Here is a 13,452-nt window from a genome sequence, read left to right as displayed (position 1 = left end):
CCGGTCAGCGGGCGAGTACGTGGCCGTCGTGAGGGCGGTGATCGCGGGAGCGGCGCAGGTCGGTGCTGACGTAGGTGCGTTGCAGCCAGCGGTCTGCCCCGTCGTAACGGGGGCGGAAGGCGGTGCGGCCGTGGACGGTGACGCGGTTGTCGATGATGACCAGGTCGCCGGGAGTCAGGCGCAGGGTGCGGGCGGTCGCCTCGCAGGCGCGGCCGAATTCGGTCAGCGCCGCGGTGGCCCGAGGGGTGAGCGGGGTCGTGACGAGTTGGGCCATCCGGATGTCGGGATCCTCGACCGCTCCCGACAGCACCGGTCGGGGCTTGACGTCGGGCGCACTCGCGGCGGCGTCGGGGCCGAAGGAGGGTGGTGGTGTGGTGATGAACTCCGGTGCGAACAGGGCCTGGCGGCCGGCCGGGGTGAGAAGCGGCAGCGCTTGGCGGATGCCGGCGACGCGCATGCCGGCGATCCGGTCGTGGTCGGCGCGCAGGCACAGGAAGACCACGTAGTCGGGTGGGTGGGGGTGGAAGCCGTTCTCGGTGTGGAAGGACAGCGGCACCGATCCGGCGTTGCCGTGGAAGCTCTCCTGCCCGGGCACGGGTACCACGTCCTGCACGAGGGCACCGGTTTTCTCGGCCCGGTAGGCGAGAGGCTCGCCAAGCCCGCAGGCCACCATGGTGAGCACCGCGGCCGAGACGGTGGCCCGGCGCTGGACCGAGCCGGGTACGGACGGTGTCGCGGGCAGGGCCGCCTGATCGACGGGCAGGCCGCCGATCACCAAGGTGCCGTGCGGGCCGGAGTGCCTTCGAAACCGGCGCACCCCACGGCGCAACGGGAACGGAAGGTCCTCCCAGGCGTCCCGGGCCCGGGCCACCCACTCGGGGTTGTCGACGTGTTCGTGCCCGCCGGTGCACAGGGCGCGGGCCAGCCGCTCGCACGCGCCGGCATCGGCCGGGTCGAGCGCCCAGTCGCCGGCGACGGCGGAGTCGGGGGTGGTGCCGGGCGTGGTCTCGGGCATCAGGGTCTCCTACCTACCGAAGGTGTGGGCGGCGGACACGCGAACTCACGAGTGGCGCAGGCCGGCCACGGCGTCGGCGACGTAGTGGTCCCCGAATCGGATCAGGGGGGCGTACCGGGCGGCGCGGCGATGGCGCATGTGCCGTAGCTCGGCGACGGCGTTGTCGGGGCCTTCCGGTTTCTGGGCGATGGAACGATGCAGATGCACCATCGAGTACGCGAGGGTGACGTGCCGTTCACCGTCCACGATGTCGGCTTCCAGAAGAGCGTCCCGCGCCTGGGCCAACTCCGGTGCGCGGGCCGCCAATTGCTCGTAGGAATCGGGAACCGCGGACACCAGGTCCTTCATCGCCCCGCGGAACAGCTTGTATCCGCGATGTTGGCGCCCGCTCAGCGGGACGTCCACCGACGGAGGCGCCATGGTGTGGCGTATCGCCGCCATGTAGTAGTCGGCCGGGACCGTACTGGCGTGCGTCATGGCCGCGGGGAAGCCCCGCACGTACACCGTCGCATCCGCCAGCCGCGGCAGAGCGGCATCGCCGTCGCCGTGCCGCAGATGGCGGGTGGCGTCGGCCACGGCGACCGCGGCGCAGACGTTGAACAGGACATGGACCTGGTGCCCGATGAGCCACCGAGCACTCCACACACTCTCCAACGACGCCTCCGCGGCAGGCTCGGGGACGGCCTGCGGTGGTGGTGCGGATTCGGGGTCGGTGCCCGGCGCCGCGCCGGTGAGGTCGAGCACGGACTGCCGCATCCCGGCCGCCTCCAGCGCCAGGTCGGCACCCGACAGCGGGGCCTCACACAGGTCTTCCAGACCGCGGTGGACGACCAGAACACCGTGCAGGGCGGCCTGTTGGTCCGACAGTTCCCGTTCACGGACCCGGAAGAACGACTGACTGGTCGACTCCGCCGGCAGTCCCTCACCGGCCACTGCCGGAGCCAGAGCCGACAGCGCGGCCACCAACTCCCCGGCAGCCGCGGCGGCCTGCCGTAGCGCGACGGTCCGCTCGACGGGTCTGGCATGGGTCGCCAACCCGGCCAGCACGCGCGCGGTGCGCTTCGCCTCGGCATCGACCCGCCTGCCCAGCACCGGAGCGGACCGCCCGCCTCGGGGCTCACGGAAAACTGCGACAGCGGGATGACCGGCAACCGGCGATATGTCCATGGCTGAAGTTCGCCAAGAACACCCCGCATGAAACCCTGATCCGCAAGACCGTTCCCGTGCGGTGCCTCGGAGTCGGCCGGCGCGGTCCGCGGCGGCGGGCCTCGCGGCACCTGCAACCTGGCCGAGTTCATGGTGGTGCCCGGTCTCTCGCCTGCCCTCTACCCGGCCCGGGCGCGCAGCGACGTCGCCCTGACGGCGACCGTGGAACTCCTCGCAGACTTGTTCGAAAGACCGCAAGGACCTGCCGGACCTGCCGGGCCCGCACACGCACGACCCTCCGGCTGGAGGAGGCGTCACACCTTCGGGAACTCGAGGATGAGTGGGACGACCGGCTCCGGTGCCTTCAAGATCGGACTGTGGCCGGTCGGACTCCCGTCTCCGGTCAGTCGCCGATCCAGGCGTCGATCATCTCCAGTTGTTCGACCGCGGGCTCGGGCGGACGGAAGCCCAGCGCCGCGGTGACCACACGATCCACGACCGGATGCAGGCGCTCCCCGGCGAACCTCCTCCAGTGGGCCTCCGACTCCCACACGTCGACATACCGCAGCCCACCCGGTGTGCGGTGGACGAGGTGGGCCACCAACCCCGGGGGCTTCTCCGACCCCAACGCCTCCTTGATGCGTGCGTAGGTGGCCGGGTCGATCGGCACCTCGAAGGTGAACGCGTACGTCACGGGACCACATCCCTCATATTCAACCGAAGCCGTTTCGGATGAATACGATTAGCATCGACCGTGTGGACACAGAGCACAAGAGGCAATACGACACCAGCCGCCGCCGGGCCGCGGCGCGGGAGACCCGTCGGGCGATCCTGGACGCGGCCACGCGGCTGTTCGTCCAACACGGCTACGCGGCGACCACCATGGCGCAACTCGCCGACTCCGCGGGCGTCGCGGTCGACACCGTCTACACCGTCGCCGGCCGCAAACCCGCGCTGTTCCTGCACCTGGTGGAGGCCGCCGTGTCCGGCACCGACGACGCCGTCCCGGCGACCGAACGCGACTACGTGCGCGAGATGCGCGCCGAGCCGGACGCGGCCCGCAAACTTCGCCGCTACGCGCGGGCCATCCGGGAGATGCACGTCCGACTGGCACCGCTGCTGCGCGTCGCCCGCGCCGGACCCCCCGAAGTCGTCCGGATCTGGCAGGACATCACCCTGCGCCGCGCGGACAACATGCGACTGCTCGCCCGCGACCTGGCGGCGACCGGACAACTGCGACCGGGACTGGACCCGGACGAGGTGGCCGACGTCATCTGGGCCACCAACTCGCCCGAGTTCTACTGCCTGCTGGTCGAGGACCGCGGCTGGCCACCGGAAAGGTTCGAACGGTGGCTCGCCGACACCTGGTGCCGACTACTGCTCACCTGACAGCGGGATCGGCCGGCAACGGCGTCGGCAGCGCGGCTGCCGCATCGCGTCCTCGTTCCCGGCACTCACCGGTCGGCGGCCCCCGGATGCGGTCACCCGACGGGTCGAACGGGCCTGCCGCGTCCAGGGGATCACCTCGACGGCGCCGACGAACGGCCGCCGGTCCACCCGGCCTGCCGCACCCAACGGATGGGGTGGCGAATCCGCCGCGACCCCGCGTTCACGCCTTGGGCATCGCCGGCGACAACCGGCCTTCCGCTTGCTCGGCCGTCCCCAGTCGGTATCCGTCCTCGGCGGAAAAGGCCGCGGTCACCGTGAACCGATCGGCACGCACCAGCGTCTGACGCCACTCCACCGGACGGGCCGAGGCCACCCCCAGTCGGTCGATCGCGAACAGGGCCGTGTTCGACGGGCATTCCAGCAGCGCGCGCTCGGCGCGATTGGGCACCACGGCTCGGATGCGTTCCCATCCCCCGGTGATGCCGATGCCGCAATGCCGCTCCAATTCGGCGTACAGCGCCGTGTGCGTGAAGTCGACCCCCAGCAATGGGGCGGTGATGTCGGCGGGGAGCCATACCCGATCGACGGCGAGCGGCCTCTCGTCGGCGAGGCGAAGGCGCTCCAGGTGGATCAGCGGTGTCGACTCCTCGAGGCCGAGCCGGGCCGCGACCACCCCGTCGGCGCGCCGATCCAGGACCCGCACCACACTGCGCTGCACCGCGCCGATCTCCTCGACCGAGGCGAAGAGACTGTACGGCGTGCCCACCTGCTGTTCCATCGAAGTCTCCGCGAGTGCGGACACTCGTCCCCGGTGGGCCGTGACGATGCCTTCGCTGCGCAACTGACGCAGGGCCTCACGAACCGTGTGGCGGCTGACTCCGTAGTCGGTCGCGAGGGCGTGCTCGCCGGGGAAGTGGTCGCGGAACTGGTCGGCCTCCAGGCGACGGCGAAGGTCGGCTCGCAGTTGGGCCCACAGCGGCACTCCGCTCGTGCGATCGACGGGATGCGCTCCCGCGGGCTGTGGTGATGTCACCGAGGGTTCCCCTGACGTGCGACGGATCCGTGCTCGTGTCCTGTGTGAGGCCACGAAAGTACGGAAGCGCGCCGTCCGGTGGCAACTCCGCGCGGGCGCGCCGTGGGCGTCCGGAGCACTCGCTCGGCGAACCGCGCGTACCGGGCGTTCACGGCCCCGTCCCACCGGTCAACGAAGGGCATCCACGAGCATGAACACCGCCAGGGCGACGAGGAGCGCGGAGAACATCCGTTGAAGGGCGATCCCCGACAGTCGGGCGGCCAGACGCCTGCCGTCCCAGGCCCCCAGGATCGCCGCGCCGGCGAAGGGGCCGAGCGTCGCCGGATCGAGTGTGGTCGGCCCCACCGCCAGTCGGGCGGTGAGCGCGGCTACGGAATTGACGGCGATCACGACCAGGCTCGTACCGACCGCCAGGCGCATGCGCAGCGACAGGACCGTCACCAGGGTGGGCACGGCCAGGAATCCTCCGCCGACGCCGAGCAGACCCGTGACGGTGCCCAGACCCGCTCCCGCGCCCATCACCTTGCCGACGCCCTGAGCCCCACCGGCCGACGTCCCCCGCGCGCCTCGATCGGGTTCGCCGTGCTCCGCCGACTCGCCCGGGCCGGCATTGCGGAGCATCGCGATGGCGGCGAGCAGCGTGACCACCGCGAACGCCGTCGTGAGCGCGGCCTTGGGGATGTGGCCCGCCAGGATGGAAGCGGCGATGGCGGGGAGCACGCCGGCCGCGGCGAAGACCACGCCGACCCGCCAGCGCACGGTCCCGGCTCTGGCGTGACGGAACACGGCCGTCACCGAGGTCGCGGTCACGACGATCAGGCTGGTGGTGGACGCCTCGGCCGGCGCCACGTGCAGCAGGTACACCAGTGCGGGTACGGCAAGGACTCCCCCACCGCCACCGAGCGCGCCGATGGCGAGCCCGACCGCGGCGCCGGACACGAGCGCGACGATCAGGACGCTCACCCGGGGGCCGAAACGTCGGTTGTGGCGCGGCTCACGGGGAGTCCGGTCGTGCGATGGGGTGCTCGTCGCGGTAGGAGGCGAAGCCGCCCCGGAGATCGCACACGTTCGTGAAGCCCGCCGCACGCAGGACCGACGCGGCGATGGACGATCTGCGGCCGCTCGCACAGAACACGGCGACGGGCTCGCCGGGCACCAACTCGTGTATTCGTGACGGGAGTTCGGGGAGCGGGATCAGTTGGGCCCCGGGGATCGTGCCATCGGCGCGCACCTCGCCGGGGTTGCGGACGTCGACGACGCGCGTGTCCGCGCCGAGCGCGAGGAACTCGTCGACGCGATACCGTACGGCGATCCGAAGGTGTCCGGGCTCGATGCCGGGCGCCCCGTCGGCCAGCGCTCCCGGCACGCGGTCGAAGCCGATCCGGGCCAGCCGGTTGCGGGCCTCGCGTTCGGTGCCGGGGTCGCAGACGAGCAGGATGGGGCTGTCGGCGCTCAATACCTCGCCCGCGAGTTCGGCGAATCGACCGCACAGGGGGATGTTGATCGAGCCGCCGAGATGTCCGGCGGCGAACGCGTCGGGATCTCGGGTATCGAGCACGACGCCCCCGGTCGATGGGGCATGCGCGATCTCGGCGAAGGGCAGGGCGGGAACCGGGGTGGTCTCGTCCAGGGTCGACCGCCTCTGCCGATTGCGCGCGGCCGTGAACGGGAAGTAGCGCGGCACGCGGGTCCGCACGGAGCACAGCAGATCCACGAAGTCGTCCTCGGCCATGTCGGCCAGCGCGTAGTTCGTACGCCGTTGCTCTCCGATGGTGCTGCAATGCGCCGCGGACAGGTTGCCGCCGCACGACGACCCGCTCCCGTGGGCGGGATGGACGCCCGTGGCGTCCGGGAGGGTGAGCAGGCGTCGGGTGGAACGGTACAAGGCGCGTGCCGATTTCTCCGGCGACCAGCCGGCGCCGGCGGCCAGATCGGGACGTCCCACGTCGCCGACGAACAGCGTGTCCCCGGTCAGGACGCCGAAAGGCACCCGGTCGCCCGCGCGGGCTCGCACGACCACGCAGATCGATTCCGGGGTGTGCCCGGGGGTGTGCAGGATCTCGAGTTCGACCTCACCGAGCGAGAGTTTGCGGCCGTCGTGCAGCGGATGGACGGCGAAGTCGACCCGGGCCGTGGGGCCGTAGGAGATCCGCGCCTCGGTGCGGGCGGCGAGTTCGAGGTGTCCGGACAGGAAGTCGGCGTGCACGTGGGTTTCGATGACCCGCTCGATGTTCAGGTTCAGTCGTGCCGCGTCGGCGATGTACTCGCCTACATCGCGTTGGGGGTCGACCACGACGGCGCGTCCCGAAACGCGGTCGCCGACGAGGTACGAGGCGTGGGAGAGACAGTCCAGGTAGTACTGCTTGAAAACGAGCGTGTCGACGCGTTCCACTGCGGAGCTCCCGCCGGGTCGGATGGGTGATTTCTTCGGGTGCGGCGAACACGGACGGGCGCGACTCGTCGCGGCGGCCTCGCGGCGGGGGTGGCGATGTTGTCAGGCGCGCCCGCGAAGCATCAGGTTCCAGTACAGGAACGGCAGTCCGTAGCGCTTGAGGTACCACATGTCGGTGCGTTCCCGGGTTGTGTCGATCACCGGGATGGAGGGGGTGGGCCTCATCGAATAGTCGAATTCCGCGAGCAGCATCTTGCCCCGGGCGGTGGTCAGCGGGCAGGACGCGTAGCCGTCGTAGCGGGCCGGTGGATTCAGCCCGCTCAGGTGCGCGAGGAGGTTTCGCACGACGACCGGGGCCTGCCGGCGCACGGCGGCGCCGGTCTTGGAATTCGGGGACGAGCCGACGTCGCCCAGCGCGAAGACGTCGGGGTAGCGCGGATGTTGCATGGTCCACTGATCGACGAGGACGTAGCCCGCGGGGTTCTCGGGGTCGGCCAGGGGGCTCTTCTTGATCCAGTCCGGAGCACTCTGGGGAGGCACCAGGTGCGCCATGGTGTAGGGCAGCGTGGTGGTCGCCCGGGTGCCGTTGTGGGTGACCACGACTTCCTTGGACCCGGAACGGACCTCGCTCACCTCGCTGTCGAAGTGCACGGTGATGCCGTATCGCCGAACGACCCGATCCAGGACGCGAGAGAACTCCGGGACCGCGAACATGGTGGGCGTCGGGAGCACCAGGTGCACATCGATGTTGCCCAAGACGCCTTCCCGGCGCCAGTAGTCGGCGGCCAGGTAGGCGATCTTCTGCGGCGCGCCGCCACATTTGATGGGCCCCGACGGCATGCCGAACACGGCGGTGCCCGATCGGGTGTCCCGGATGAAGCGCCATGTCGCCGGTGCCGTTTCGGGCAGATAGTTGCTGGAGACGCCCTCCTCACCGAGCGTGGCCTCCAGTCCGGGGATTCTCGACCAGTCGAGCTGGATCCCGGGACACACCACGAGGCACTCGTAGGCGACGGTCCTCCCGTCGTCCAGGGTGACCTCCCGCACGTCGGGATCGATGCGGACCGCGCTCCGATGGATCGACCGCACTCCCCGAGGCACGACGGACGCCTGCGGGCGTGTGCTCTCCCCGATCGCCGCCAGCCCGCCGCCGACCAGGGTCCACAGCGGTTGGTAGTAGTGCCGGGTGGCCGGGTCGATGATCGCGATGTCGCGCTCACCGGAGCGGCGCAGCCGTGCCGCCACGGTGATACCCGCGCTCCCTCCCCCGATGATCACTGTCCGATGACGTTGCGTCGACACCATCACGACCTCCGCATCAAATGTCCAGACATTTAATATGGCCAGAGGCCTCCGGCTTGCGCAAGTGAATGTCCGTACATTTTGATTCCGGCTCATGCGGGGGCGTCCGAGTCACTCGGACGGTTCGGCGGCCCCGAGCCGGCGAAATGCAGCCTTGCCCGGACCACCGGTGATGCCGGGCAGGCGCGGCGTCGGCGACATGTCCCCCTGTCGCGCGGCCTCCCACGAAGACTCGCGGCGAGGCGCGACGACAGCGCAGGATCGGGACACGCACCGACTCGAAAAGGCGGGTGCCGGGCCGAACCAGGGGCGGCGACGGCGGTACCGGGAGATACCACACGGCGCCGTCGGGAGCGCGCGGGGCGGGGGCGGATGTCCGGCGCACACGACACCGCCCGCCGACGGGCGCCGGAACTCCCGGACCGGGTCGGCATCACCGACCCGCCCCGGGTGTTCCGCGCCCACCCCGCACCGGATCTCCGCCGCGCGGCCCGGCGCCCGACCGCCGATCGTCGACGAGCCCGTCACCGCGCCGGACGTCACCGCCCGAAGCCGAGATCCTCGACCCGCCCGGTCCTCAGATCTGGCAGGCGATCTCGTCCGCGACCCGCTCGCCGGAGGCCACCGCCGCGTTCAGGGTGGAGTTGTCCACGTCGGTGTGCTCGCCCGCGAAGTGGATCCTGCCCTCCTGGACGCCCTCGTAGCCGGCGATCGAGGTGTACTGGCCGACCCGGTAGTAGTGGTAGGCGCCCAGCGACCAGGGGTCGAGCGACCAGTGGTCCTCGTACGCCTTGCCGTTGTACGCCGCCGCGGTGCCCGGGAACAGGTGCTCGATCTGTCCGTGGAACCATTGCACGTCGGCGGCCGGTGCCGGGCCGTGCGCCGCTCCGGTGAGGGTGTTCCGGGCGGTGTCGCCGCCGGGGAAGTTCACCAGCAGGGCCGGCGCGCCGTTCTCGCCCAGGTGCACCGAACCGTCCCAGGCGGTCTGGTAGCCGGCCGGGCCGGTGTTGCTGATGCCGTTGCCGCCGACCGCGGGCCAGGTCTTGCGGGTGAGCTGGGTGACGATCTTCGCGTTCTGTCCCATGCCCTGCTCACGGATCGCCTTGAGTTTGAGCGCGGACAGACTCGCACCGGACAGGTCGACGTCGCGCAGCGTGCTGAACGGCAGGGCCAGCACCACGTGGTCGGCGGTGACCGAGACCGTGCTGCCGGCGTGGTCGAACGTACAGGTGTAGCTGCCGGTGGCGTTCCGCCGCAGTGCGACCAGTCGATGGCCCGGTTTGACGGCGCCCGCCGGGAGTTGCGCGACCATGCCACTGACCAACTGGTCGTTCCCGTCGACGATATGGTACTTCTCGTCGAAGCCGCCGCCGGCGAAGACCTCGGAGGAGCCGAGGAAGCCGATCAGGCTCATCGCCGAGGAGTCGCCCGGCTCGCCGCCCGATTGCAGTTGCAGCGCCTGGATCAGTTGGCCGAGCCGGGAATCCGCCGGCAGCCCGATCTCCGCGAGGTAGTCCAGAGCGGACATCCGGTCGAGCCGACGCGCCTCGGCGGTGAAGTTGTTGTAGCGGGGCGTCCCCGCGGCGGCGAAGGAGGCGCTGAACGCGCTGTAGGCGTGCGCGACCCAGTCGTCCTGCTGGGCGATGCCGTCGTACCCGGCGCCGTTGATCCACGCCTTGTAGTCCCCGGTGGCCAGCGCCCCGCCGGCGGCGATCTCCTTGTTCAGACCCAGTCGGCGGGAGAGGGCGAGGATCGCGGTGTCGGTGGAACTGATGAACGAGCCGCCGTGCTCGTGCACTTGGCCGCCGGCGAAGTAGCCGCGCAGGGACCGGCATCGGCCACCCAGGTGAGTGTCGGCCGCCTCGTACACGGTCGCGGCGACGGGGGTACGACCCGTCCAGAGTCGGTGTGCGCAGCGCAGTCCGGCCAGACCCGCGCCGACCACGACGATGCGCGGTGCGCCGGCCGGCGTGGTCGCCGAGGCGCGTGCGGGTGTGAGCAGCCCACCCGGCAGTGCGGCGGCGACGGCGAACGCGCCCGCGCCGCCGAGGAGTCGGCGTCGACCGGGGTCGGCCGCGGCCTCGCGCTCCTCGGCGCGGCGGGCCCGTTCGCGCCGGACGGCCTCGGCCCGCTCGCCGGCCACCTCGGCCACGGGCAGGCCGCGCCGGCGAGCCTCGGCGTGGGTGGCGAAGACGGCGCGCAGCGGTGCGGGCAGCCCGGCGCGGTCGACGGTTCGTGCGGGGGCGGATCGTGGGCCGAAAGGTTCCTTGGGCATGAAATCCCTCGTCTCGGGATCGTGGCGACAAGTGGCGAGCGGTGATGTTCGCCCTGTCGGGCGAACGCGGCCTGTTGCGGCAGGAAGACCCGGACCGGTCGGCGAGCGAAGCGCGACCTGTGCGATGGGACGAGAGTGAAGCGCCTGCGCATCACCGATGTCAACAGTGTTGCGCAGGCGCTGTGGGAGAGATCTTCGTTTGTCGCGGGGGTGCTCCGGACCGGTTCGCCCGTGCGGCCGGGGTGTCAGTCCTCCCGGATCGCGGCCGCGCGCTGCTCGATCGCGGTGATCAGCGCCTCCACCCGGGCGTGGAAGATCCGGTCGTGCGAGACCTCGGCCAACTCCGCGCCCAGCCGGGTGATGTGCGGGAATCCGCGCCCGTCCACCAGCCGGTACTCGATCTTCCAGGCGGACTCGTCCGACGCCCGGACCTCGGGATCGAACAGCAGATAGGCCGCGCGCTGGCCGACATACGCCAGCAGCGAGTCGCCGACCATCCGGTAGTGCAGGGCCGCGTCGGCGCCGTCGAGGCCGGCTTCGGTGACCATTCCGAGGATGAGTTCGACGACGCGGAACTCGTTGGCGCGTCTGGTGGTCCGGCTGGCCATGGTCGAGGCGACCACCGGGTACTTCAGCGCGACGGCGAGCGAGCCGTCGGCCAGCGCGCGCAGTCGATCCCGCCAGTCGAGGCCGTCGGGGATGCTGTCCAGCACCTCGCCCAGCGTGCGGTCTGCGACGGACAGCAGCAGCTCGTCCTTGTCGCGGAAGTGCCGGTAGATCGCGGTCGGGTCGGTGCCCAACTCCTCGCCGAGGCGACGGATCGTGAACGCGTCCGCGCTGCCCCGCGCCGCGATGCGCAGGCTCGCGTCGATGATCGCCTCGGGGGTCAGCTGGGTGCCGGTTCTCTTGCTGCGGACTGGGGTTGCGGGTGGTTTCGGCATGGTGGGGCCAGTGTATCGATTCGACCGTCGGAGTGCGCATCACTGTTGACAGCAGTGTTGCGCTGCCGTTTCACTCCTCACCACGGCCCACGCCCACCGAATTCACCGGGCCGAGGCACGCCGTGCGGACACCACGCACCGCCCCGAACACCGAACCGGCACCGAACCGGCACCGGCACCGGCACCGAACACCGCACGCGGAACACCGCACCGACCCGAAGGACGCGTTGATGGGGACCACCCGGCCCAGGGCCGACACCGTTTTCGTAGGGGGCAGGGTCTTCACCGCGACCTCGCCCGCCCCGATCGACGCCGCGGTCGCGGTCCGGGACGGTCGGATCCTGACCGTCGCCGACGAGCACGCGGTGCGCGAACTCGTCCACACCGACACCGAGGTGGTCGACCTCGCGGGCGGCCTGCTCATCCCCGGATTCCAGGACGCGCACGTACACCCGGCGGTCGCCGGCGTACAGATGGGACGCTGCGATCTGGCGGGCGAACGCTCCGTCGACGGCTACCTCGCGGTGATCGCCGCCTACGCCGACGCCCGCCCCGACGCCGACTGGATCTGCGGCGGCGGCTGGTCCATGGACGTCTTCCCGGGCGGCATCCCCACCCGGGCCATGCTCGACGCGGTGGTGCCGGACCGACCCGTTCTGCTCACCAACCGCGATGGCCACGGCGCATGGGTCAACAGCCTCGCGCTGACCCTGGCCGGCGTCGACCGGAACACCCCCGACCCGACCGACGGCCGGATCGAGCGCGAGCCCGACGGCACCCCGGGCGGCATGCTCCAAGAGGGCGCGATGGACCTGGTCGGCGACCACGCACCGCCGGCCACCCCCGACGAGGCGCTCGCCGGACTGCTGGCCGCGCAGCACCACCTGCACCGACTCGGCGTGACCGCGTGGCAGGACGCCATGATCGGCGTCTTCCCCGGCAACCCCGACAACTTCGACGTCTACCTGCGCGCCGCCGGCGACGGCTCGCTCACCGCCCGCGTGGTCGGCGCCCTGTGGTGGGACCGCGAACGCGGCCTGGAGCAGATCCCGGACATCGTCGAACGCCGGCGCACCGGCCGCGTCGGTCGCTTCGCCGCCACCACCGTGAAGATCATGCAGGACGGCATCGCGGAGAACTTCACCGCCGGGATGCTGGAGCCCTACCTGAACGCATGCGGCTGCGCCACCGCCAACTCCGGCCTCAGCTTCGTCGATCCGAAGCTGTTGGCCGAGGCGGTCCGCGAACTGGACCGACTCGCCTTCCAGATCCACTTCCACGCACTGGGCGACCGCGCGGTCCGCGAGGCCCTGGACGCCCTGGCCGCCGCCCGCGCCGCCAACGGCGGCAACGACAACCGACACCACCTGGCCCACCTCCAAGTCGTGCACCCCGACGACCTGCCGCGCTTCGCCGCCCTGGGCGCCGCCGCGAACATCCAGGCGCTCTGGGCCGCCCACGAACCGCAGATGGACGACCTGACCATCCCGTTCCTGGGCCCCGAACGCGCCGCGCTGCAATACCCGTTCGGCGACCTGGCCCGCGCCGGCGCCCGACTGGTCGCGGGCAGCGACTGGTCGGTCAGCAGCCCCGACCCGCTGTGGGGCATCCACGTCGCGGTCAACCGGATCGTGCCGGACGACGCCCCCAACGCGCCCGCCGACCGGGCCCCCCGCAAGCCGTTCCTGCCCGAACAGGCGCTGACTCTGACCCAGGCATTGACCGCCTACACCGCCGGCAGCGCGTGGGTGAACCACCTCGACGACGTCACCGGCACGGTCGAGGCGGGCAAGTACGCCGACCTCGTCGTGCTGGACCGGGACCCGTTCGCGGGCCCGCCCCAGGAGATCGCCGGCGCCCGGGTCCGCCGCACCTACGTCGAGGGCCGCCCGGTCTTCGTCGCGAGCGACTGAGCATCCCGAACGACCGGGCTCGCCACCGACCCCGCGGCCGATCGAG

At 71.4% G+C, this 13,452-nt stretch carries 11 protein-coding genes; 2 read left to right on the top strand and 9 right to left on the bottom strand.

Annotated elements, in window-relative coordinates:
- Window positions 1–4: 4 nt before the first annotated feature.
- The 3 genes from ACWCPW_RS17365 to ACWCPW_RS17355 form a co-directional block, all read right to left on the bottom strand.
- Window positions 5–1,015 carry a TauD/TfdA family dioxygenase gene (locus ACWCPW_RS17365; protein WP_449762411.1) on the bottom strand — a complete coding sequence of 337 codons (1,011 nt, stop codon included), beginning with the start codon at window positions 1,013–1,015 and terminating at the stop codon, window positions 5–7.
- Window positions 1,016–1,060: 45 nt separating this feature from the next.
- Entirely contained in the window at window positions 1,061–2,107 is a 1,047-nt protein-coding gene (locus tag ACWCPW_RS17360) for a hypothetical protein (protein ID WP_449762410.1), read from the bottom strand.
- 457 nt (window positions 2,108–2,564) lie between these two features.
- Window positions 2,565–2,855 carry a hypothetical protein gene (locus ACWCPW_RS17355; RefSeq protein ID WP_449762409.1) on the bottom strand — a complete coding sequence of 97 codons (291 nt, stop codon included), beginning with the start codon at window positions 2,853–2,855 and terminating at the stop codon, window positions 2,565–2,567.
- Window positions 2,856–2,917: 62 nt separating this feature from the next.
- Here ACWCPW_RS17355 and ACWCPW_RS17350 point away from each other — a divergent pair, with 62 nt between their 5' ends.
- Window positions 2,918–3,550: a TetR/AcrR family transcriptional regulator gene (locus tag ACWCPW_RS17350; RefSeq protein ID WP_449762408.1), complete on the top strand. Its 633-nt coding sequence runs from the start codon at window positions 2,918–2,920 to the stop codon at window positions 3,548–3,550.
- 220 nt (window positions 3,551–3,770) lie between these two features.
- On the opposite strand, the gene ACWCPW_RS17345 is transcribed toward ACWCPW_RS17350, so the two are convergent.
- The 6 genes from ACWCPW_RS17345 to ACWCPW_RS17320 form a co-directional block, all read right to left on the bottom strand.
- Window positions 3,771–4,583 (bottom strand): GntR family transcriptional regulator, encoded by an 813-nt coding sequence (locus ACWCPW_RS17345; protein ID WP_449762407.1) that lies wholly within the window; start codon window positions 4,581–4,583, stop codon window positions 3,771–3,773.
- Window positions 4,584–4,751: 168 nt separating this feature from the next.
- Complete coding sequence (locus tag ACWCPW_RS17340; protein ID WP_449762406.1) at window positions 4,752–5,546, bottom strand: sulfite exporter TauE/SafE family protein; 795 nt, start codon at window positions 5,544–5,546, stop codon at window positions 4,752–4,754.
- A gap of 31 nt (window positions 5,547–5,577) precedes the next feature.
- Complete coding sequence (locus tag ACWCPW_RS17335) at window positions 5,578–6,975, bottom strand: MBL fold metallo-hydrolase (protein WP_449762405.1); 1,398 nt, start codon at window positions 6,973–6,975, stop codon at window positions 5,578–5,580.
- Between the two features lie 102 nt (window positions 6,976–7,077).
- Window positions 7,078–8,280 carry an NAD(P)/FAD-dependent oxidoreductase gene (locus ACWCPW_RS17330; RefSeq protein ID WP_449762404.1) on the bottom strand — a complete coding sequence of 401 codons (1,203 nt, stop codon included), beginning with the start codon at window positions 8,278–8,280 and terminating at the stop codon, window positions 7,078–7,080.
- 574 nt (window positions 8,281–8,854) lie between these two features.
- A complete protein-coding gene (locus tag ACWCPW_RS17325; protein WP_449762403.1) occupies window positions 8,855–10,552 on the bottom strand; it encodes a flavin monoamine oxidase family protein in 1,698 nt (565 codons plus the stop codon).
- Window positions 10,553–10,797: 245 nt separating this feature from the next.
- Window positions 10,798–11,493 (bottom strand): TetR/AcrR family transcriptional regulator, encoded by a 696-nt coding sequence (locus ACWCPW_RS17320; RefSeq protein WP_449762402.1) that lies wholly within the window; start codon window positions 11,491–11,493, stop codon window positions 10,798–10,800.
- A 230-nt stretch (window positions 11,494–11,723) separates the two neighbouring features.
- Here ACWCPW_RS17320 and ACWCPW_RS17315 point away from each other — a divergent pair, with 230 nt between their 5' ends.
- Complete coding sequence (locus ACWCPW_RS17315) at window positions 11,724–13,406, top strand: amidohydrolase (protein WP_449762401.1); 1,683 nt, start codon at window positions 11,724–11,726, stop codon at window positions 13,404–13,406.
- Window positions 13,407–13,452 lie beyond the last annotated feature (46 nt).

It is taken from the genome of Embleya sp. NPDC001921, from assembly GCF_053594475.1.
Note: the sequence above shows the minus strand (reverse complement) of the source record. Positions and strands in the feature narration are given on the sequence as shown.

Excerpts from the sequence above, each read along its gene's own strand:
- ACWCPW_RS17325 (WP_449762403.1), bottom strand. The coding sequence starts at position 10,552 with ATGCCCAAGGAACCTTTCGGCCCACGATCCGCCCCCGCACGAACCGTC.
- ACWCPW_RS17365 (WP_449762411.1), bottom strand. The coding sequence starts at position 1,015 with ATGCCCGAGACCACGCCCGGCACCACCCCCGACTCCGCCGTCGCCGGC.
- ACWCPW_RS17320 (WP_449762402.1), bottom strand. The coding sequence starts at position 11,493 with ATGCCGAAACCACCCGCAACCCCAGTCCGCAGCAAGAGAACCGGCACC.
- ACWCPW_RS17315 (WP_449762401.1), top strand. The coding sequence starts at position 11,724 with ATGGGGACCACCCGGCCCAGGGCCGACACCGTTTTCGTAGGGGGCAGG.
- ACWCPW_RS17330 (WP_449762404.1), bottom strand. The coding sequence starts at position 8,280 with ATGGTGTCGACGCAACGTCATCGGACAGTGATCATCGGGGGAGGGAGC.